The 16,912-nt window shown below is 74.7% G+C and carries 16 protein-coding genes and 1 other RNA gene; 11 read left to right on the top strand and 6 right to left on the bottom strand.

The window, feature by feature from the left end; genetic code table 11:
• Window positions 1–24 precede the first annotated feature (24 nt).
• From rnpB to H2O74_RS09800, 4 genes are all read left to right on the top strand, one after another.
• Window positions 25–413, top strand: an RNA gene (gene rnpB / locus H2O74_RS09815) — RNase P RNA component class A.
• A 183-nt stretch (window positions 414–596) separates the two neighbouring features.
• Window positions 597–1,862 carry an MFS transporter gene (locus tag H2O74_RS09810; protein ID WP_255491544.1) on the top strand — a complete coding sequence of 422 codons (1,266 nt, stop codon included), beginning with the start codon at window positions 597–599 and terminating at the stop codon, window positions 1,860–1,862.
• Between the two features lie 101 nt (window positions 1,863–1,963).
• Window positions 1,964–2,404: a response regulator gene (locus H2O74_RS09805; protein WP_182114195.1), complete on the top strand. Its 441-nt coding sequence runs from the start codon at window positions 1,964–1,966 to the stop codon at window positions 2,402–2,404.
• 131 nt (window positions 2,405–2,535) lie between these two features.
• Window positions 2,536–2,889, top strand: coding sequence for an STAS domain-containing protein (locus H2O74_RS09800; RefSeq protein WP_182111419.1), 354 nt, complete (start codon window positions 2,536–2,538; stop codon window positions 2,887–2,889).
• Between the two features lie 15 nt (window positions 2,890–2,904).
• On the opposite strand, the gene H2O74_RS09795 is transcribed toward H2O74_RS09800, so the two are convergent.
• The 3 genes from H2O74_RS09795 to map (H2O74_RS09785) are packed head-to-tail and all read right to left on the bottom strand — an operon-like array spanning window position 2,905 to window position 5,442.
• Window positions 2,905–3,756: an MBL fold metallo-hydrolase gene (locus tag H2O74_RS09795; RefSeq protein WP_182111418.1), complete on the bottom strand. Its 852-nt coding sequence runs from the start codon at window positions 3,754–3,756 to the stop codon at window positions 2,905–2,907.
• A gap of 4 nt (window positions 3,757–3,760) precedes the next feature.
• Window positions 3,761–4,555 (bottom strand): polyphosphate--glucose phosphotransferase, encoded by a 795-nt coding sequence (gene ppgK, locus H2O74_RS09790; protein ID WP_182111417.1) that lies wholly within the window; start codon window positions 4,553–4,555, stop codon window positions 3,761–3,763.
• Window positions 4,552–5,442 (bottom strand): type I methionyl aminopeptidase, encoded by an 891-nt coding sequence (gene map / locus H2O74_RS09785; protein ID WP_370525721.1) that lies wholly within the window; start codon window positions 5,440–5,442, stop codon window positions 4,552–4,554. Before map (H2O74_RS09785) ends, ppgK begins: the two co-directional genes overlap by 4 nt.
• Before the next feature lie 57 nt (window positions 5,443–5,499).
• Between map (H2O74_RS09785) and H2O74_RS09780 the strand changes: the two genes are divergently transcribed.
• Genes H2O74_RS09780 through map (H2O74_RS09770) form a run of 3 tightly spaced genes read left to right on the top strand, consistent with a single transcriptional unit; the run spans window position 5,500 to window position 7,332 of the window.
• Complete coding sequence (locus H2O74_RS09780; protein WP_182114193.1) at window positions 5,500–5,685, top strand: SPOR domain-containing protein; 186 nt, start codon at window positions 5,500–5,502, stop codon at window positions 5,683–5,685.
• On the top strand, window positions 5,675–6,559 hold the full coding sequence (locus tag H2O74_RS09775) for a pentapeptide repeat-containing protein (RefSeq protein WP_182111416.1): 885 nt from the start codon (window positions 5,675–5,677) through the stop codon (window positions 6,557–6,559). Before H2O74_RS09780 ends, H2O74_RS09775 begins: the two co-directional genes overlap by 11 nt.
• Window positions 6,556–7,332: a type I methionyl aminopeptidase gene (gene map / locus H2O74_RS09770; RefSeq protein WP_182111415.1), complete on the top strand. Its 777-nt coding sequence runs from the start codon at window positions 6,556–6,558 to the stop codon at window positions 7,330–7,332. The genes H2O74_RS09775 and map (H2O74_RS09770) overlap by 4 nt, the downstream gene beginning before the upstream one ends.
• Before the next feature lie 40 nt (window positions 7,333–7,372).
• Here the strand turns inward: map (H2O74_RS09770) and panB are convergent, their stop codons facing one another.
• Window positions 7,373–8,215: a 3-methyl-2-oxobutanoate hydroxymethyltransferase gene (panB, locus tag H2O74_RS09765; protein WP_182111414.1), complete on the bottom strand. Its 843-nt coding sequence runs from the start codon at window positions 8,213–8,215 to the stop codon at window positions 7,373–7,375.
• Window positions 8,208–9,860 (bottom strand): NAD+ synthase, encoded by a 1,653-nt coding sequence (locus H2O74_RS09760; RefSeq protein ID WP_182111413.1) that lies wholly within the window; start codon window positions 9,858–9,860, stop codon window positions 8,208–8,210. The genes panB and H2O74_RS09760 overlap by 8 nt, the downstream gene beginning before the upstream one ends.
• A gap of 91 nt (window positions 9,861–9,951) precedes the next feature.
• Here H2O74_RS09760 and glnA point away from each other — a divergent pair, with 91 nt between their 5' ends.
• Together glnA and H2O74_RS09750 are read left to right on the top strand one after the other, a co-directional pair.
• Window positions 9,952–11,289 (top strand): type I glutamate--ammonia ligase, encoded by a 1,338-nt coding sequence (gene glnA / locus H2O74_RS09755; protein ID WP_182111412.1) that lies wholly within the window; start codon window positions 9,952–9,954, stop codon window positions 11,287–11,289.
• Window positions 11,286–14,348 carry a bifunctional [glutamine synthetase] adenylyltransferase/[glutamine synthetase]-adenylyl-L-tyrosine phosphorylase gene (locus tag H2O74_RS09750; protein WP_182111411.1) on the top strand — a complete coding sequence of 1,021 codons (3,063 nt, stop codon included), beginning with the start codon at window positions 11,286–11,288 and terminating at the stop codon, window positions 14,346–14,348. Before glnA ends, H2O74_RS09750 begins: the two co-directional genes overlap by 4 nt.
• Before the next feature lie 125 nt (window positions 14,349–14,473).
• Here H2O74_RS09750 and H2O74_RS09745 read toward each other — a convergent pair whose 3' ends face one another.
• The gene (locus H2O74_RS09745) at window positions 14,474–14,881 is read right to left on the bottom strand and encodes a CoA-binding protein (protein WP_182111410.1); all 408 of its coding nucleotides are present in this window, start codon (window positions 14,879–14,881) and stop codon (window positions 14,474–14,476) included.
• Between the two features lie 223 nt (window positions 14,882–15,104).
• On the opposite strand from H2O74_RS09745, the gene H2O74_RS09740 reads away from it, so the two are divergent.
• The gene (locus H2O74_RS09740) at window positions 15,105–15,377 is read left to right on the top strand and encodes a hypothetical protein (protein ID WP_182111409.1); all 273 of its coding nucleotides are present in this window, start codon (window positions 15,105–15,107) and stop codon (window positions 15,375–15,377) included.
• 68 nt (window positions 15,378–15,445) lie between these two features.
• Window positions 15,446–16,882 carry an HNH endonuclease signature motif containing protein gene (locus H2O74_RS09735; protein ID WP_182111408.1) on the top strand — a complete coding sequence of 479 codons (1,437 nt, stop codon included), beginning with the start codon at window positions 15,446–15,448 and terminating at the stop codon, window positions 16,880–16,882.
• Window positions 16,883–16,912 lie beyond the last annotated feature (30 nt).

Genomic DNA, 16,912 nt, shown 5'->3' with positions numbered 1-16,912 from the left:
GCGTCCCGGTAGCCTGGTCCCGGATGAGTCGGCCAGGCGGTCGCGTCACCGGGTCCGCCCGGTGCCGAGGAACGTCCGGGCTCCGCAGAGCACGGTGGTGGGTAACGCCCACCCGGGGTGACCCGCGGGACAGTGCCACAGAGAGAAGACCGCCTCGCCGCCGGCCTCGGCCGGCAGCGCGGTAAGGGTGAAACGGTGGTGTAAGAGACCACCAGCGCACCGGGTGACCGGTGCGGCTAGGTAAACCCCACTGGGAGCAAGGCCAGACAGGGAGCGTTCGAGGGCTGCTCGCCCGAGCTCCCGGGTAGGCCGCTGGAGGCGTGCGGCAACGTACGTCGTAGAGGGATGGCCGCCACCCGCACCGGGGTAACCGGGTGCGGGGACAGAACCCGGCGTACCGGCCGACTCATCCACCTCGCCCGGCGCCGAGCGGTGAGAGCACGCGCCCACCCCGCCGACGTGACGAACGCCATAGCCGCGGGCCAGGCGCCGATCTGGTGCCACGATGAGGGTCTCCCGTCACCGGCCCGCGCCGCGGAGCTCCGTCGCCCGCGGCCGCGGGGAGCCCTTGCACCACCAGCACCGATGGGACACGTGTGACCGACCGCAGCAGCACCACGGAACGACTCTGGACCCGGGACCTGGTCCTCGCCTCGCTGGCGAACCTCGTCCTGGCGTTCGTCTTCTACCTCCTCATGACCACGATGGCGCTGTACGCCGTGGAGCGGTTCAGCGCGACGGACAGCGCCGGGGGACTGGCGTCGAGCATGTTCGTCATCGGCGCGGTGGTCGCGCGCCTCTTCGCCGGCAACCTCGCGGACCTGGTCGGCCGGCGCCGGATCCTCGTCGTCTCGATGGTCGTCTTCGTCGTCGCCTCGTTCGCCTACCTCCCGGTCGACGCCGCGGCCGACTCCCTCGGTGTGCTGCTGGCGGTCCGCGCGGTGCACGGCGTCGCGTTCGGCATCGCGAGCACCGCCGCGCTGTCCCTCGCCCAGTCCCTGATCCCCGCCTCGCGCCGCGCGGAGGGCACGGGCTACTTCACGCTGAGCACCACGCTGGCGACGGCGATCGGCCCGTTCCTCGGCCTGCTCCTGGTGCACGGCCCCGGGTACGACGTGCTGTTCGTCGTCAACGGCGTGGTCGCGGTGCTCGGGATCGTGTTCTCGGTGCTGCTGCTCCGGACGCCCGACGTGCTGCCGGGGCCGGACGAGCGCGCGCGGCTGCGGCGGTTCCACCCGCGCGACATGCTCCACCCCGACGTGCTGCCCGTCGCGAGCTTCATGCTCGTGCTCGCGGTGAGCTTCGCCGGCGTGCTGACGTTCCTCAACTCCTACGCGGAGGATGCGGGACTCGAGTCCGGCGCGAGCATCTTCTTCCTCGTCTACGCGGTGGTGCTGTTCGGGACGCGCCTCGTCGCGGGCAGGGTCCAGGACCGGCGCGGGGACAACGTCGTGGTCTACACGGCGCTCGCCGCGTTCGCGGTGGGGCTCGTCCTGCTCGGCCTGGCCACCTCCGACGCCGTGCTCGTCGTCGCCGGCGGGTTCCTGGGGATGGGCTTCGGCACGCTCATGTCGGCGATGCAGGCCATCGCCGTCGGCCGCGTGCCCATGCGCCGCGTCGGCGTCGCCGTCTCGACGCACTTCTTCATGGTGGACCTGGGCGTGGGCCTCGGCCCGATCCTCCTGGGCGTGCTGCTCGACGCCATCGGCTACGGCGACATGTACCTGGTGCTGGCGGGCACCGTCGTCCTCTCGGCCGCCCTGTACCACGGCGTCCACGGGCGCAAGGAACGCGCGCGGCGACGCGCCGTGGCGACGCTCGAGACGCCCCTGGACCGCGCGCCGGTGCCGGCGCAGGGCTGAGCGGGCGGCGCTCGGGCCCGGGGCTCCGCACGTGTGGCGAGCGGGTGATGTCCGGCGCCCGGGGAGCGACGGGCCCCCGGGCGTGTGATCATCAGGGCGTGATGATGACCGAGATCGCCGCCCTGGACGTCCTGCTCGTCGAGGACGACCCCGGCGACGTGCTGATGGTCCAGGAGGTCTTCGAGGACCACGGTCTCGGCGGTCACCTGGACGTGGTGAACGACGGCGCCGAGGCGCTGGCGTACCTGCGCCGCGAAGGTGCCCACGCCGCCGCCCGTCGCCCGCACGTGATCCTGCTCGACCTGAACCTGCCCAAGATCGGTGGCCGCGAGGTCCTCGAGGCGGTCAAGACGGACCCGGAGCTCGGGTCCATCCCGGTCGTGGTCCTGACCACGTCGTCCGCGGAGGAGGACGTGGTGCGCGCCTACACGGCGCACGCGAACGCCTACGTCACCAAGCCGGTCGACTGGGACGCGTTCACGGCGGCGATCCGGCGGATCGGGCACTTCTTCGGCGACGTCGCGCGCCTGCCCGGGCGCTGAACGTCACCGCGTCACCCCGGCGGCTCCCGACGTCGGCCGGTATCCTCGGGGAGCCTTCCGACGTCGCACGACGAAGCTCGGGGGCCAGGACTCCCGGCCTGCGACGCCGGGACAGCAGGAGGCCGTAGGTCATGGCAGGCACAGATCAGCACGCCGTCGGGGGGATCACCGTCGCCGAGCGCGACGACTCCACGGTGGCGCATCTCTGGGGCGAGATCGACGAGGCGCTGCGCGAGCAGGCCAGCATCGCGCTGAGCAGGGCGCTCACCCGGGATCTGCCCGTCGTCCTCGACGCCGCGCAGGTGACCTTCATCGACTCCACGGGGATCGCGTTCCTCATCCAGTTCATGCGCGTGGGACGCGAGGAGGGCCTGCCGGTGACCCTGCGCAACCCGCCGTCGCTCGTGACGGACGTGCTGGAGCTGCTCGGCCTGCAGGGCCTGTTCGACGCCTCGGGCGACGAGAGCACCATCACGGCCACCTGAGCCCCGGAGGCGCCCTCAGCCCCGCTCGCGCAACGCCGCGACCTGGCGGTCGTGGTGCCCGCGCTGCTCCGGGTCCGCCAGCCGCGGGTCCTCCGCGGGCAGGCCCGCCCCCGCGGCGCGCGCCCCTGGACGTTCCGGGAAGGCACCCAGCGCGCCCAGGTAGGCGCGGTCCGCGGCGAGCCGGGCGGCGAGCCCGGCCGCGTCGGTCGGCGTCCCGTGGCCCGGCACCAGGGCCTGGACGGACCAGCGCGCCGCCGCGGCCTCGAGGGTGCGCAGGGCGGCGAGGTGGTCCCCGACCGGGTCGACGGCGTCCGTGTCGAGCAGCGGGATCTCGGTCTCCGAGAGCAGGTCGCCCGCGAGGAGCACGCCCGCGCCCGGCACCACGAACGCCGCGCTGCCCGGGCAGTGCGCCGCGTGCGGCACGACGACGACCTCGGGGCCCGACCACGGCACCCGCTCGCCGGGCAGGGGGTCGAGGCGCCCCGTCAGGGCCGGGTCGTGCCCGGGGGCCGTCGCGTCCGCCTCGGCCGCCAGCGCGTCCGCCGTCGCGCGGGCGTGCTCGACGGCGGCGCGGGTGGCCCACCGGGGAACGGCTCCCAGCGCCGCCGACCAGAGCACGTGGTCCCAGTGCGGGTGCGTCGACGCCCCGGCCTCGACGCTCAGCCCGCGGCGCGCCAGGGTGGCGGCGAGGGCCGCGAGGTCGGCCGGCGTGAGCGCCGGGTCGACGAGGAGGCAGCGGCCGTCCGCGCCGAGGACGACGGTCGTCGTCGTGGACCACGGCTGGCTCGTCGCGACCAGGACACTCGGGGCGACCTCGACGAGGGCGACGTCGCCGGGCGCACCGCGGCCGGGCGCGGCGTCGTCCACCGGCTCAGTCGGACGCGGTGGCGTGGGCCGCCAGCGCCGCCGCGCCGACGATCCCCGCGGCGTTGCGCAGCTGCGCCGGCACGATCGGGGTGCGCAGGTCCAGCAGCGGCAGGAAGTTCTGGTGCTTCTTGCTCACGCCGCCGCCGACCACGATCAGGTCGGGCCAGAACAGGTCCTCGACCACCCGGAAGTAGCGCTGGAGGCGCTCCGCCCAGCGCTCCCAGTCGAGGTCGTCGCGCTCGCGCGCGCTGTCCGCCGCGCGGGACTCGGCGTCGTACCCGTCGATCTCGAGGTGGCCCAGCTCCGTGTTCGGGACGAGCGTGCCGTCGACCACGAGGCACGAGCCGATGCCCGTGCCCAGCGTGACGACGAGCACCACGCCGGGCGTGTCCCGGGCGGCGCCGTAGAGCGTCTCCGCGTAGCCGGCCGCGTCGGCGTCGTTGACCGCCAGCACGCGGCGCCCCGTGGCCTCGGCGATGACGCCCGTGACGTCCGTCCCGATCCACGACTCGTCGACGTTCGCGGCCGAGCGGGCCACGCCGTGCTGGATGACCGCCGGGAACGTCACGCCGATCGGCATGCCCGCCGGCAGGTGGAAGGCGTCGAAGAGCTCGCCGACGGTCCGCGCGACGGCGGCGGGCGTGGAGGGCTGGGGTGTGGGGATGCGGACCCGGTCCGCGGCGAAGGTGCCCGCGACGAGGTCGACGGGGGCGCCCTTGATGCCGCTGCCGCCGATGTCGATGCCGAAGGCCAGGGTCGGTCCGGCGGTGCCGGGGTCGAGCTCGGGGGTCGTGGTCATGGCAGGGTCAGGATCTCCGCTCCGGTCTCGGTCACCACGAGGGTGTGCTCGAACTGCGCGCTGCGCCTGCGGTCGCGCGTCACGACGGTCCAGCCGTCGTCCCACATCTCCCACTCCGGTGTCCCCAGGTTGAGCATGGGCTCGACGGTGAACACCATCCCCGGCTCGATCACCGTGGCGTACCGGGGCGCGGCGTCGTAGTGGGGCACGACGAGCCCCGAGTGGAACGCCTCGCCGACGCCGTGCCCGGTGAAGTCCCGGACCACGCCGTACCCGAAGCGCTGCGCGTACTTCTCGATCACGCGGCCGATGACGTTGATCTCGCGGCCCGGCGCGACGGCCTTGATGCCACGCATCATCGCCTCGTGCGTGCGCTCGACCAGGAGCCGCGACTCCTCGTCCACGTCGCCCACCAGGAACGTCGCGTCGGTGTCGCCGTGGACGCCGTTCTTGTAGGCCGTGATGTCGACGTTGACGATGTCCCCGTCCCGCAGGACCGTGGAGTCCGGCACGCCGTGGCACACGACCTCGTTGACCGAGGTGCACAGCGACTTGAGGAACGGGACCTGGCTCGGTCGCGGCTGGTACAGCAGCGTGGACGGGTAGGCGTCGTGGTCGCACAGGAACTCGTGGCCGATGCGGTCCAGCTCGTCCGTCGTGACGCCCGGCGCGACGTGCCGCCCGACCTCCTCGAGAGCCTGCGCCGCGAGGCGGGACGCCACGCGGATCCGCTCGATCGTCTCCGCGTCCTTGACCTCCGAGCCGGTGAAGGGCAGCTCGCGGTCCTTGCCGACGTACTCCGGCCGCTCGATGTGGGCCGGGACGCTCCGCACCGGGCTCAGGGTCCCGGGGACCAGGGTGCCGCCGGGCGCGTGCGAGATCGACATGCCTGGCAGTCTACGGAGCAGGCGCGGAGGTCGCGCCGCGAGCCGGAGGGAGCGGTCATGGGCGACGGCACGGAGTTCTGGTTCAACCCCGGGACGGGGGAGATCGAGGAGGGGCGCGTGAGCCCGTGGACCGAGCGGATGGGCCCGTACCCGACGCGCGAGGCGGCCCAGCAGGCGCTGACGAAGGCCCGCGCCCGCACCGACGCGTGGGACGAGGACGACCGGCGGTGGCGTGACGGCTGACGCCGACCCCGGCGCAGCGCGGGCGCACCTGCGTGCCGACTGCGCGCGGTGCGTCGGCCTGTGCTGCGTGGCCCTCGCCTTCTCGCGGTCCGCGGATTTCGCGATCGACAAGGAGGCGGGGGAGCCGTGCCGACACCTCGCCGTCGACCACCGCTGCACCATCCACGCGCGCCTGCGCCCCGCCGGGTTCGCCGGGTGCACGGTGTACGACTGCCTCGGCGCCGGCCAGCGGGTCACGCAGGTCACCTTCGGCGGCCGGACCTGGCGGGACGACCCCGCGGTCGCGGCCGCGATGTTCGCGGCCTTCGGCGTCGTGCGCGGCCTGCACGAGATGCTCTGGTACCTCGCGGAGGTGCTCGACCTGCCGCGCGCGGCGGCCGAGCACGAGGCGGCGCGCCGGCTCACGGCCCGTCTCGAGCAGGTGACCGCCGCCGCTGCGCCCGTCCTGGCCGACGTCGACGAGCGCGCGCTCCAGGCCGAGGTCGCCCCGGTGCTGCGCCGCGCGAGCACCGCCGTGCGCGGGCGGCGCGCGCCGGACCTCGCGGGCGCGCGGCTGGTGGGCGCCGACCGCCGCGGCACCGACCTGCGCCGGGTCGGCCTGCGGGGCGCGGTCCTGGTGGGCGCGGACCTGCGGCGCGCCGACCTGCGCGAGGCCGACCTCCTCGGGGCGGACCTGCGGGGCGCGGACCTCGCCGGGGCCGACCTGAGCACCGCCCTGTTCTGCACGCCGATGCAGCTCGCCGCCGCCGGCGGTGACGCCGCCACGCGGCTGCCGTCGTCCGTCGCGCGGCCGGACCACTGGCAGGGTGGTGCACCGGTTCCCGCCGCCCCGGCGGACGGGCCCGTCCGACCGGCCGAGAGAGGCACCGCATGATCGAGATCCTGAGCCCCACCGAGGTCGCCCGTGCGCGCGAGACCGGCGCGCTGGTCGGGCACACCCTGCACACGCTCAAGGGCCGCGCCCGGGTGGGCACGAACCTCCTGGAGATCGACGCGTGGGCGCGGTCGATGATCCTCGGTGCGGGCGCGGTGTCCTGCTACGTCGACTACGAGCCGTCCTTCGGGCGCGGCCCCTTCGGCCACTACATCTGCACGTCGGTCAACGACGCCGTGCTGCACGGGCTGCCGCACGACTACGCGCTCGCCGACGGCGACGTCCTCACGCTCGACCTCGCGGTCCTGCTCGACGGGGTCGCCGCCGACGCGGCGATCACCTTCGTGGTCGGCAGCTCACCGCGCCCGGAGGACCTGGCCATGATCGCCGCGACTGAGCGGGCGCTGGCCGCCGGCATCGCTGCGGCCCGCCCCGGGGCCCGCATCGGCGACCTCTCGCACGCCATCGGCACGGTGCTGCGCGCGGCCGGGTACCCGGTCAACACCGAGTTCGGGGGCCACGGCATCGGGACGACGATGCACCAGGACCCGCACGTCGCGAACACCGGGCGACCGGGGCGCGGCTACACGCTGCGTCCCGGGCTCCTGCTCGCGCTCGAGCCGTGGATCATGGCGGACACCGCCGAGCTCGTCACCGACGCCGACGGGTGGACCCTGCGCAGCGCGACCGGCTGTCGCACGGCGCACACCGAGCACACCATCGCCATCACCGACGACGGCGCCGAGATCCTCACCCTGCCGCGCCGCGCCTGAGGCGGCGCGGCGCCCGGCTCAGGTCCGGGCCACCCGGTGCTCACTCGGCGAAGCTGTGCTCCGCCGCGGGGAACCCGCCCGACCGGACGTCCTCGACGTAGGCGCGGGCGGCGTCGCTGAGGGCCTCCCGCAGCCGGCCGTAGGCCTTGGCGAAGCGCGGGGACCAGTCGGTCAGGCCCGCCATGTCCGGCCACACGAGCACCTGGCCGTCGCACTGCGGGCCGGCGCCGATGCCGATCGTGGGGATGGTGAGGATCTCGGTCACCTGGGCAGCGAGCGGCGCCGGCACCATCTCGAGCACGACGGCGAACGCGCCCGCGTCCTGGAGCGCGACGGCGTCGGCGCACAGGCGCTCGGCGGCGCCCTCGCCGCGGCCCTGCACGCGCTTGCCACCGTGCACGTTCTCGGACTGCGGCGTGAAGCCCAGGTGGCCCATCACGGGGATGCCGGCGCCCACGAGGAGGCGCACGTGCTCGGCGACGCGAGCGCCGCCCTCGAACTTCACCGCGTGCGCGCCGGCCTCCTTGAGCATCCGCACGGCAGTCGCGTGCGCCTGCTGGGGGGAGGCCTCGTAGGACCCGAACGGCAGGTCGGCCACGACGAGCGAGCGCTTCACGGCGCCGGTCACGGCCCGCGCGTGGTGGATGATCTCGTCGACCGTCACCGGGATCGTCGTCGCGTAGCCGTAGAAGTTGTCGCCCAGCGAGTCGCCCACGAGCAGCACGTCCGTGCCCACCTCGTCGAAGATCCGCGCGGTCGGCGCGTCGTAGGCGGTGAGCATCGTGATCCGCTCGCCGCGCTCCTTCGCCTCGCGCAGGTGGTGCACCCGGACGCGACGGGGCTTCGGCGCCCCGCCCGCGACCGGCGTCGTCGGCTCACTCATCGACAGGTCCCTTCGGCTCGCGCCAGCGTGTGGTGACCGGGAGACGCCGGTCGCGCCCGAACGCCAGCGCGCTCACCTTCGGGCCCGGGGGGTACTGCCGCCGCTTCCACTCCGCGCGGTCGACCAGTGCGAGCACCGTGTCGACCACCTCGGCGTCGAACCCGCGCGCGAGCAGCTCCTCGCGCCCTTCGGCGTGCTCCACGTAGGCGTCCAGCACCTCGTCGAGCAGGTGGTACGGCGGCAGCGAGTCGGTGTCCATCTGGCCGGGGCTCAGCTCGGCCGACGGGGGCTTGGTGATCGAGCTCTCCGGGATCGGCGGCATCTCGCCCTGGTCGAGCGCGACCTGGTTGCGCCACCGCGCCAGCGCCCACACGCGCGACTTGTCGACGTCCTTGAGCGGCGCGTAGCCGCCCACCGCGTCGCCGTAGATCGTGGAGTAGCCGACCGCCAGCTCGGACTTGTTGCCCGTGGCGAGCACGAGATGACCCTCGACGTTCGAGACGCCCATGAGGATGACGCCGCGGACGCGGGCCTGGAGGTTCTCCCCGGCGACGCCCGGCAGGTCCATCTGGCTCGTGAAGGCGTCGACCATCGGGCCGATGGGCTGGACGCGGTAGTCGGCGCCGAGCCGCTTGGCGAGGTCCTCGGCGTCGTCGCGCGAGTGCTGCGAGGAGTGCCCGGAGGGCATCGAGATGCCCACGACGTTCGAACCGCCCACCGCGTCGGCGGCCATCGCGGCGACCAGCGCCGAGTCGATGCCGCCGGAGAGGCCGAGCACGACGGAGCGGAACCCGTTCTTGGTGACGTACCCGCGCAGGCCGGTGACCACCGCGGAGTACACCTCGGCGTCCGGGTCCATCGGCGCGGCCAGCAGCCCGGGCTCGGGGTCCACGCCGCGGTCGGGCAGCTCCCAGACCAGCAGGTGCTCGACGAACTGCGGGGCTCCCGCCAGGGGCGTGCCGTCCTGCCCGACGACGAAGGAGCCGCCGTCGAACACGAGGTCGTCCTGGCCGCCGACCATGTTGACGTAGGCGACCGGGGCGCCGACCTCGCGCGCCCGCCGGGCCGCCAGCTCGCCGCGGACGTGGCCCTTGCCCTCCTCGTAGGGGGAGCCGTTGAGGACGAGGAGCAGCTCGACGACCGCCTCGTCCATGAGCGAGACGGGGCCCCCGTCCTGCCAGATGTCCTCGCACACGACGATCCCGATGCGCCGCCCGTCCACCTCGATGACGCACTGCCCGTCGCCCGGGGTGAAGATCCGGAACTCGTCGAACACGCCGTAGTTGGGCAGGTGGTGCTTGTCGTACCAGGCGACGACCTCGCCGCGGTGCAGCACGAGCGCGCGGTTCGTGGCGCGGCCCTCGGCGTTGCGCCCCAGCGTCCCGAGGACGACGACGATCTCGCCGAGCCCGGCGTCGACCAGGTCGCGGCACAGGCGCGTGACGGCGCGCTCGGCGCCCCGGGCGAACGAGTCGCGCAGCGCGAGGTCCTCGATCGGGTAGCCGGTGATGGTCATCTCCGGGAAGGCGACGAGGGCGGCCCCCTGGGCCGCGGCGTCGGCCGTCCACCGGAGCACGGCGCGGGCGTTGCCGTCGACGTCGCCGACGCACGTGTCGACCTGGGCGAGTGCGATGGTCAGACCCATGGCGGCCACCCTAGTCAGCGCGCGGGACGCGCGGCGTGCCGAGGCGCGGACCTGACGGTGCTCCGGGCCCCGCGTACGGCAGGATGTGGTCATGGACAGGCAGCAGGAGTTCGTGCTCCGCACGGTCGAGGAGCGGGACATCCGCTTCATCCGTCTCTGGTTCACCGATGTGCTGGGCATCCTCAAGTCGGTGGCGATCGCGCCGGCCGAGCTCGAGGCGGCCTTCGCCGAGGGCATCGGCTTCGACGGCAGCGCCATCGAGGGCCTCACGCGGGTCTACGAGGCGGACATGCTCGCCAAGCCCGACCCCTCCACGTTCCAGGTGCTCCCGTGGCGCGGTGACACCCACGGCACCGCGCGCATGTTCTGCGACATCCGCACGCCCGACGGCGAGCCGTCGCTGGCGGACTCGCGCTACGTCCTGACGCGGGCGCTGAACCGGGCGAGCGAGCAGGGGTTCACCTTCTACACGCACCCCGAGGTGGAGTTCTACCTCTTCGAGTCGCCCGCGGACCCCGAGCGCCCCCTCGTGCCCGTGGACCAGGGCGGCTACTTCGACCACGTCGCGCGCGGCACCGGCCACGACTTCCGGCGGGCCGCGATCACGATGCTCGAGTCCATGGGCATCTCGGTCGAGTTCTCGCACCACGAGGCGGGCCCGGGCCAGAACGAGATCGACCTGCGCTACGCCGACGCGCTGACGACCGCGGACAACATCATGACGTTCCGCACGGTGGTCAAGGAGGTGGCGCTCGAGCAGGGCATCTTCGCCTCGTTCATGCCGAAGCCGCTCGCGGACCACCCCGGGTCCGGCATGCACACCCACCTGTCGCTGTTCGAGGGCGACCGCAACGCGTTCCACGAGCCGGGCGCGCCGCTGGGCCTGTCGAGCACCGCGCGCAAGTTCATCGCCGGCCTGCTCCACCACGCGGCGGAGATCACCGCGATCACGAACCAGTACGTGAACTCCTACAAGCGGATGTGGGGCGGGGCGGAGGCGCCGTCGTACATCTGCTGGGGGCACAACAACCGCTCCGCGCTGGTCCGGATCCCGCTCTACAAGCCCGGCAAGGCGAACTCGAGCCGGGTCGAGTACCGGGGCGTCGACTCCGCGGCGAACCCCTACCTCGCGTACGCCGTGCTGCTCGCCGCCGGCCTCAAGGGCATCGAGGAGAACTACGAGCTGCCCGACGGCGCCGAGGACGACGTCTGGGAGCTCACCGACCCCGAGCGGCGCGCGCTCGGCATCCAGCCGCTGCCGTCCTCGCTCGAGCAGGCGATCGCGGTGATGGAGAAGTCCGAGCTCGTCGCCGAGACGCTGGGCGAGCACGTCTTCGACTTCGTCCTGCGCAACAAGCGCGAGGAGTGGAACGCCTACCGCGCCCAGGTCACGCCGTTCGAGCTGAAGCGGTTCCTGTCGGTCCTGTGACGACCGGGACCGAGGTCGCGGACGGTGGTCGCCGTCGCACGCTGCGCGCGCGTCTGACCCGCCTCGGCTTCACGGACACCGAGCGGGCCTGCTCGTTGCTCGACGACCCCGACCTCGTCGCGGTCGTCGGCACCGTCGACGAGGCCGCGCCGCTGCTCGAGGCGCTGGCGGCGGTCGCCTCCCCGGACGAGGCCCTGCTGGCGCTCACGCGGGTCTCGGGCGCGTGCCGCGGCGCGGGCGAGGGGTCCCGCTGCGGGCTGCGTGACCTGCTCGCGGAGCCGTCGCCCCACCGCGACGCGCTGCTCGCCGTCCTCGGGGCCTCGTCCGCGCTCGCGGACCACCTGGTCCGCCATCCCGACGACGTCGCCGCGCTCGCGGACCCGACCCCGATCGGCGCCGACGTGCGCGACGTCCGGGCCGAGCTGCTCGCCGCCGTCGGCGCGGACGACGGCGTGCCCGAGGGCGGACCCGTCGCCACGGTGGCGGGCGCCGGGGGTGTCGACGCGCTGCGGCGTGCCTACCGGCGGCGGCTCCTGCGCATCGCCGCCGCCGACCTGCTGAGCCCCGAGCCGCTCTCGCTGCTGCCGGCCGTCGCGGCGGCGCTCGCCGACCTGGCCGCCGCCGCGCTCGAGGCCGCGCTGGCCCTCGCGCGCGCGGCGCACCCCGACGAGGCGGCGACCGTCCGGCTCGCCGTGATCGGCATGGGCAAGTGCGGCGGCCGCGAGCTCAACTACGTCAGCGACGTGGACGTGATCTACGTCGCGGAGCCGGTCGAGGGCCGCTCGGAGGACGAGGCGATGCGGGCGGGCGCCAAGCTCGCCGCGTCGCTCGCCCGGGCGTGCGACGGCACGGCGACCGAGCCGCCGCTGTGGCCTGTCGACGCGGCCCTGCGGCCCGAGGGCAAGAACGGCCCGCTCGTGCGCACGGTCGCGAGCCACGTCAGCTACTACGAGCGCTGGGCCAAGACCTGGGAGTTCCAGGCCCTGCTCAAGGCCCGGGTCGTGGCGGGGGACCGTGAGGTGGGCCGCCGCTACACCGAGGCGATCGCCCCCATGGTGTGGTCCGCCGTCGAGCGCGAGAACTTCGTCGAGGACTCCCAGGCGATGCGGCGCCGGGTCGAGCAGCACGTGCCCGCGGCGGAGGCGGACCGTCAGCTGAAGCTGGGCGTGGGCGGCCTGCGGGACGTCGAGTTCACCGTCCAGCTGCTGCAGCTCGTCCACGGCCGCGCGGACGAGTCCATCCGCAGCCCCAGCACGCTGACCGCGCTGGCCGCGCTCGCGGCGGGCGGCTACGTGGGGCGCGACCACGCGTCGCGGCTGGCCGTGTGCTACCGCCTGCTGCGCGCGCTCGAGCACCGCATCCAGCTGCACCGCCTGCGGCGCACGCACCTGATGCCCACGGACGAGGGCGAGCTGCGCACGCTCGCGCGCTCGATCGGCATGCGCGCCGGGGGAGCGGCCGAGGTGCTCGAGCGGTGGCGGACGGTACGCCGCGAGGTGCGGCACCTGCACGAGGAGCTCTTCTACCGCCCGCTGCTCCCGGCGACGGCCAGCCTGTCCCGCGAGGACGTCACGCTCGCCCCCGACGCCGCCCGCGCGCGCCTGGCGGCGATCGGCTACCGGGACCCGGCCGGCGCGCTGCGTCACATCTCCGCGCTCACCGAGGGCGTGAGCCGGCGCGCGTCCATCCAGCGGCAGCTGCTGCCGGTCCTGCTGGGGTGGTTCGCCGAGGGCAGCGACCCCGACGCGGGGCTGCTCGCGTTCCGCCGCCTGTCCGACGAGCTCGGCACCACGCACTGGTACCTCAAGCTGCTGCGCGACTCGGGCGTCGCCGCGCAGCGCCTCGCGCGCCTGCTCTCGACCTCGCGCTACGCGGCCGACGTGCTCGCACGCTCGCCCGAGTCGGTCGCGTGGCTCGACGACGACGCCGAGCTGGCGCCCCGCGACGTCCTGCGCCTCGAGGCGGAGGCGGACGCCGTCCTCACCCGGCGCGACGACGCCACGGAGGCCGCGACGCTGCTGCGGGCGCTGCGGCGGCGCGAGATGGCGCGCACCGCGGTGGCCGAGGTCCTCGGCTCGAGCTCGGTGGTCTCGGCCTCGGCCTCGCTGACCGCCGCCGCCGACGTCGTCCTGGCGGGGGCCCTGCGCATCGCCGAGTACGAGGTGCAGCACGGTCCCGACGGGACGCTGACGCGCAGCGCCATCATCGCGATGGGCCGCCTGGGCGGCAGGGAGCTGGGGTACGCCTCGGACGCGGACGTGCTGTTCGTGCACGACCCCCTGCCCGGCGTCGACGACGCGCGTGCGCAGGCCCAGGCCATGACCGTCGCGCAGCGCGTGCGCCAGATGCTGGGCCAGGTCGGCCCGGAGCCGGCGCTCGAGGTGGACGCGGACCTGCGCCCCGAGGGGCGCAACGGGCCGCTCGTGCGGACCCTCGCGTCGTACCGCGAGTACTACCAGCGCTGGTCGTCGCCGTGGGAGAGCCAGGCGCTCCTGCGGGCGCGCCCGGTGGCCGGTGACCCGGCGCTCGGGGACGCGTTCGTGACGTTGATCGCCCCGCTGCGCTACCCGGACGGGGGCGCCGACGCGGGCATGGTGCGGGAGGTGCGCCGGCTCAAGGCGCGCATGGAGGCCGAGCGGCTGCCGCGCGGCGTCGACCCGAGCCGGCACCTCAAGCTCGGGCGCGGTGGCCTGAGCGACGTCGAGTGGACCGCGCAGCTTCTCCAGCTGCAGCACGGGTTCGAGGTCGAGGGCCTGCGGACGCCGAGCACGCTCGAGGCGCTCGACGCGGCGACCGGCGCCGGGCTGGTCGACGCCGCGGACGCCGCCGTCCTGCGCGAGGCGTGGCTGCTGTCCTCGCGCCTGCGGGACGCCCTCGTCCTGTGGAGCGGGCGGGCCGGCGGTGCGGGCGCCGACGTGCTCCCGCACGACCGGCGCGCCCTGTCCGCGCTGGCGCGCCTGGTGGGCTTCGGCCCGGCGTCGGGCGCCGAGCTGGAGGAGACGTACCTGCGCGCGGGCCGCCGCGCCCGGGCCGTCATGGAGCGCCTCTTCTACGGCTGACACACCCGGTCGCTGCGGATAGGGTCCGCCGGATGGGGTTCGGCTCACGCTCGCCCTGTTCGCCGCGCTCGTGGGCGTCGGCGCGTACACCGTCAGACGCCCGGGCTGACGGCCCGGCGCCCGCGTCAGCGCAACCCGCGCGCGGGCCCCTCGATCTTGGGGCAGGTGTCGACCACGACGTCGAGCCCCGCCGCGCGGGCGCGCTCCTCGGCGGCCGGGTCCGTGACGCCGAGCTGCAGCCAGACGGCCCTGGCCCCGACAGCTATCGCCTCGTCGATGACGGCACCCGCGCGCGAGGAGTTGACGAAGACGTCGACGACGTCGACCGGGCCGGGCACATCGGTCAGGCTCGCGTACCCGGTGGCGCCGTGCACCGTCTCGGCGCGCGGGTGGACGGGGACGATCTCGTGGCCGAGGCCCTGCACGTAGGCCGAGACGCCGTACGCGGCGCGGGACCGGTTGGTCGACAGCCCGACGACGGCCCACCGGCCGGGCGTGGTCAGGAGCCGGTCGATCACCGCGGGATCGTTCATGTGGCCAGCCAAGCACAGCGCGGGTCGCGGTGCAGGGCCGCCGGAGCGTCGGGCAGCAGGGTGCCTCGGGCGACACGGTGCGTCGGCGCTCGGTACGACGTCTTCTGGCTCGACGTCGGCGAGGTTCGACACATCTGAGGGGCAGGTTGGTCAGGTTTCACGACGGCCGGTCGAGGACTCGGTGGGCGCGCCACGGCCCAACCCGTCGCACCGAGGAGAGACCGTGACCTACTACGCTCCGCGCGTCGTCCCGTGCTCCGGCTACGCCACGGCGGGCTTCGTCTTCGCGGCGACTGGTCTGGTGCCTGTCGGTCTCATCCTCTGCATCATCGCCTGGAGCGAGACGCGCAGCGGTGAGCGCGGCGGCCACGCCTTCACGGTCGCCGGGCTCACCCTCAGCGTGATCTGGTTCGCGCTCATGGCGTTGGCGATCGCGCTGGCGGCCAGTGGGGTCAGCCTGCTGTCCCTCGTGCTAGACGCCCTCCTCACCGGCTGATCCGAGACGTCGTTCCTGGTCAGCGTGCACGGCCGGGTCGTGTCAGACCCTGTCCGTAGGGTGCCGGTATGTCCACTTCGCTGAGCGACCCGGTCGGCGCCGGTCCGGTGCCCGAAGACGGTGGCGGGGGTGCCGGCACCTGGGCCGAGGCGTGGCTGTGGTCCATGCGGCACCGGCTCGCGGCGGAGCTCGAGGAGGCGGTCCCCGGCCCGGAGCTTGCCGCTCGGCTGGGCGGCCTGGAGCCGGCGGACATGGACGACGCCGCGCTGATCGAGGCGGTGGCCGCGTGGGAGCGGCTGGCGTCCTGGGTCGCCGCCGGCCAGGCGCGCGCGATCGCGCAGCTCGCCTCGCGGCCGCGGGCGTTGGGTGGGGCCTTCGTGGCCGATCAGGTTGCTGCGTGCCTCTCGACGACCGGGGCCGTGGCTGAGAACAAGGTTGCCCTCGCGCTCGCTGCGGAGCGGGTGCCCGCCGTGGGTGACGCGCTCGCTCGCGGCGAGATCGACGTGCGTCGCGCGACCGTCCTGACGGACGAGCTGCGGCGGCTGCCGGACGCCGCGGCGCAGGACGTCGCCCTCTCAGTGCTTCCGGGCGCCCGCACGTGCACCGCGCCCCAGCTCCGGTCCCGGCTGCGACGGATGGAGCTGCTGCGCGATCCCGACGGCGCCGCGGCGCGGCACGCGGACGCGCGCGGGCAGCGCCGGGTCGAGCTGCAGCCGGTCGCCGACTCCATGGCGTGGCTCGCCGCGTACCTCCCCGCCGACGACGCCCTGGCGGTCCACACGACGCTGACCGCGCTCGCGGGGGAGGCCGCGCCCGACGACTCCCGGTCGCTCGACGAGCGTCGTGCCGACGCCCTCGTGGACGTCGCCACGCGCTGGCTCGACGCGGGGGCGCACCCCGACGGGACGCCGCTGGCGACGCGGCAGGGCAGGCGTCCGCACCTGGCCGTGACGGCGTCCGCCGCCACCCTGCTCGGCCTGTCCCACGAACCCGCGGACCTGCAGGGCTACGGCCCGATCCCGCCGGACATGGCGCGCCGCATCGCGTCCCGCGCGACGTGGGAGCCGCTCCTGGTCGCGGTGCGCAGCGGCGAGCCGCTGGCGCGCGGCACGCGTACCTACGCCCCGACCCGGTCGCTGCGCGACGCGGTGGGCCTGCGGGACCGCACCTGCCGGTTCCCCGGGTGCCGCATGCCGGCGGCGAGGTGCGACATCGACCACGTCACGCCGTTCGACCCGGTGCCCGGCGTCGACGAGCCCAGCGTCGACGAGCCCGGCGTCGAGCAGACCCGCGTCGGCAACCTGCAGGCGCTCTGCCGCCACCACCATCGGGCCAAGACCCACGGCGGCTGGAGCCCGACGCGGCGCGAGGACGGCGTCACCGTGTGGCGCTCACCCACGGGCCAGACCTACCGCCGGCTGCCCGAGCACGAACCGCCGATGAACCCGCCGCGACCGCCGCCGCCCGACGGCGTCATCATCGACCTCCACCCGCCGCCGTTCTGACGCGCTCGGGCCCGCACGGCCCGGCCCGGC

It is taken from the genome of Actinotalea sp. JY-7876, assembly GCF_014042015.1.
GTDB lineage: Bacteria > Actinomycetota > Actinomycetes > Actinomycetales > Cellulomonadaceae > Actinotalea.
Note: the sequence above shows the minus strand (reverse complement) of the source record. Positions and strands in the feature narration are given on the sequence as shown.

Coding starts and splice junctions, on each gene's coding strand:
- map (WP_182111415.1), top strand. CDS start 6,556: ATGATCGAGATCCTGAGCCCCACCGAGGTCGCCCGTGCGCGCGAGACC.
- H2O74_RS09805 (WP_182114195.1), top strand. CDS start 1,964: ATGATGACCGAGATCGCCGCCCTGGACGTCCTGCTCGTCGAGGACGAC.
- H2O74_RS09780 (WP_182114193.1), top strand. CDS start 5,500: ATGGGCGACGGCACGGAGTTCTGGTTCAACCCCGGGACGGGGGAGATC.
- glnA (WP_182111412.1), top strand. CDS start 9,952: ATGGACAGGCAGCAGGAGTTCGTGCTCCGCACGGTCGAGGAGCGGGAC.
- ppgK (WP_182111417.1), bottom strand. CDS start 4,555: ATGACCACGACCCCCGAGCTCGACCCCGGCACCGCCGGACCGACCCTG.
- H2O74_RS09760 (WP_182111413.1), bottom strand. CDS start 9,860: ATGGGTCTGACCATCGCACTCGCCCAGGTCGACACGTGCGTCGGCGAC.
- panB (WP_182111414.1), bottom strand. CDS start 8,215: ATGAGTGAGCCGACGACGCCGGTCGCGGGCGGGGCGCCGAAGCCCCGT.
- H2O74_RS09745 (WP_182111410.1), bottom strand. CDS start 14,881: ATGAACGATCCCGCGGTGATCGACCGGCTCCTGACCACGCCCGGCCGG.
- H2O74_RS09735 (WP_182111408.1), top strand. CDS start 15,446: ATGTCCACTTCGCTGAGCGACCCGGTCGGCGCCGGTCCGGTGCCCGAA.
- H2O74_RS09800 (WP_182111419.1), top strand. CDS start 2,536: ATGGCAGGCACAGATCAGCACGCCGTCGGGGGGATCACCGTCGCCGAG.
- map (WP_370525721.1), bottom strand. CDS start 5,442: ATGTCGATCTCGCACGCGCCCGGCGGCACCCTGGTCCCCGGGACCCTG.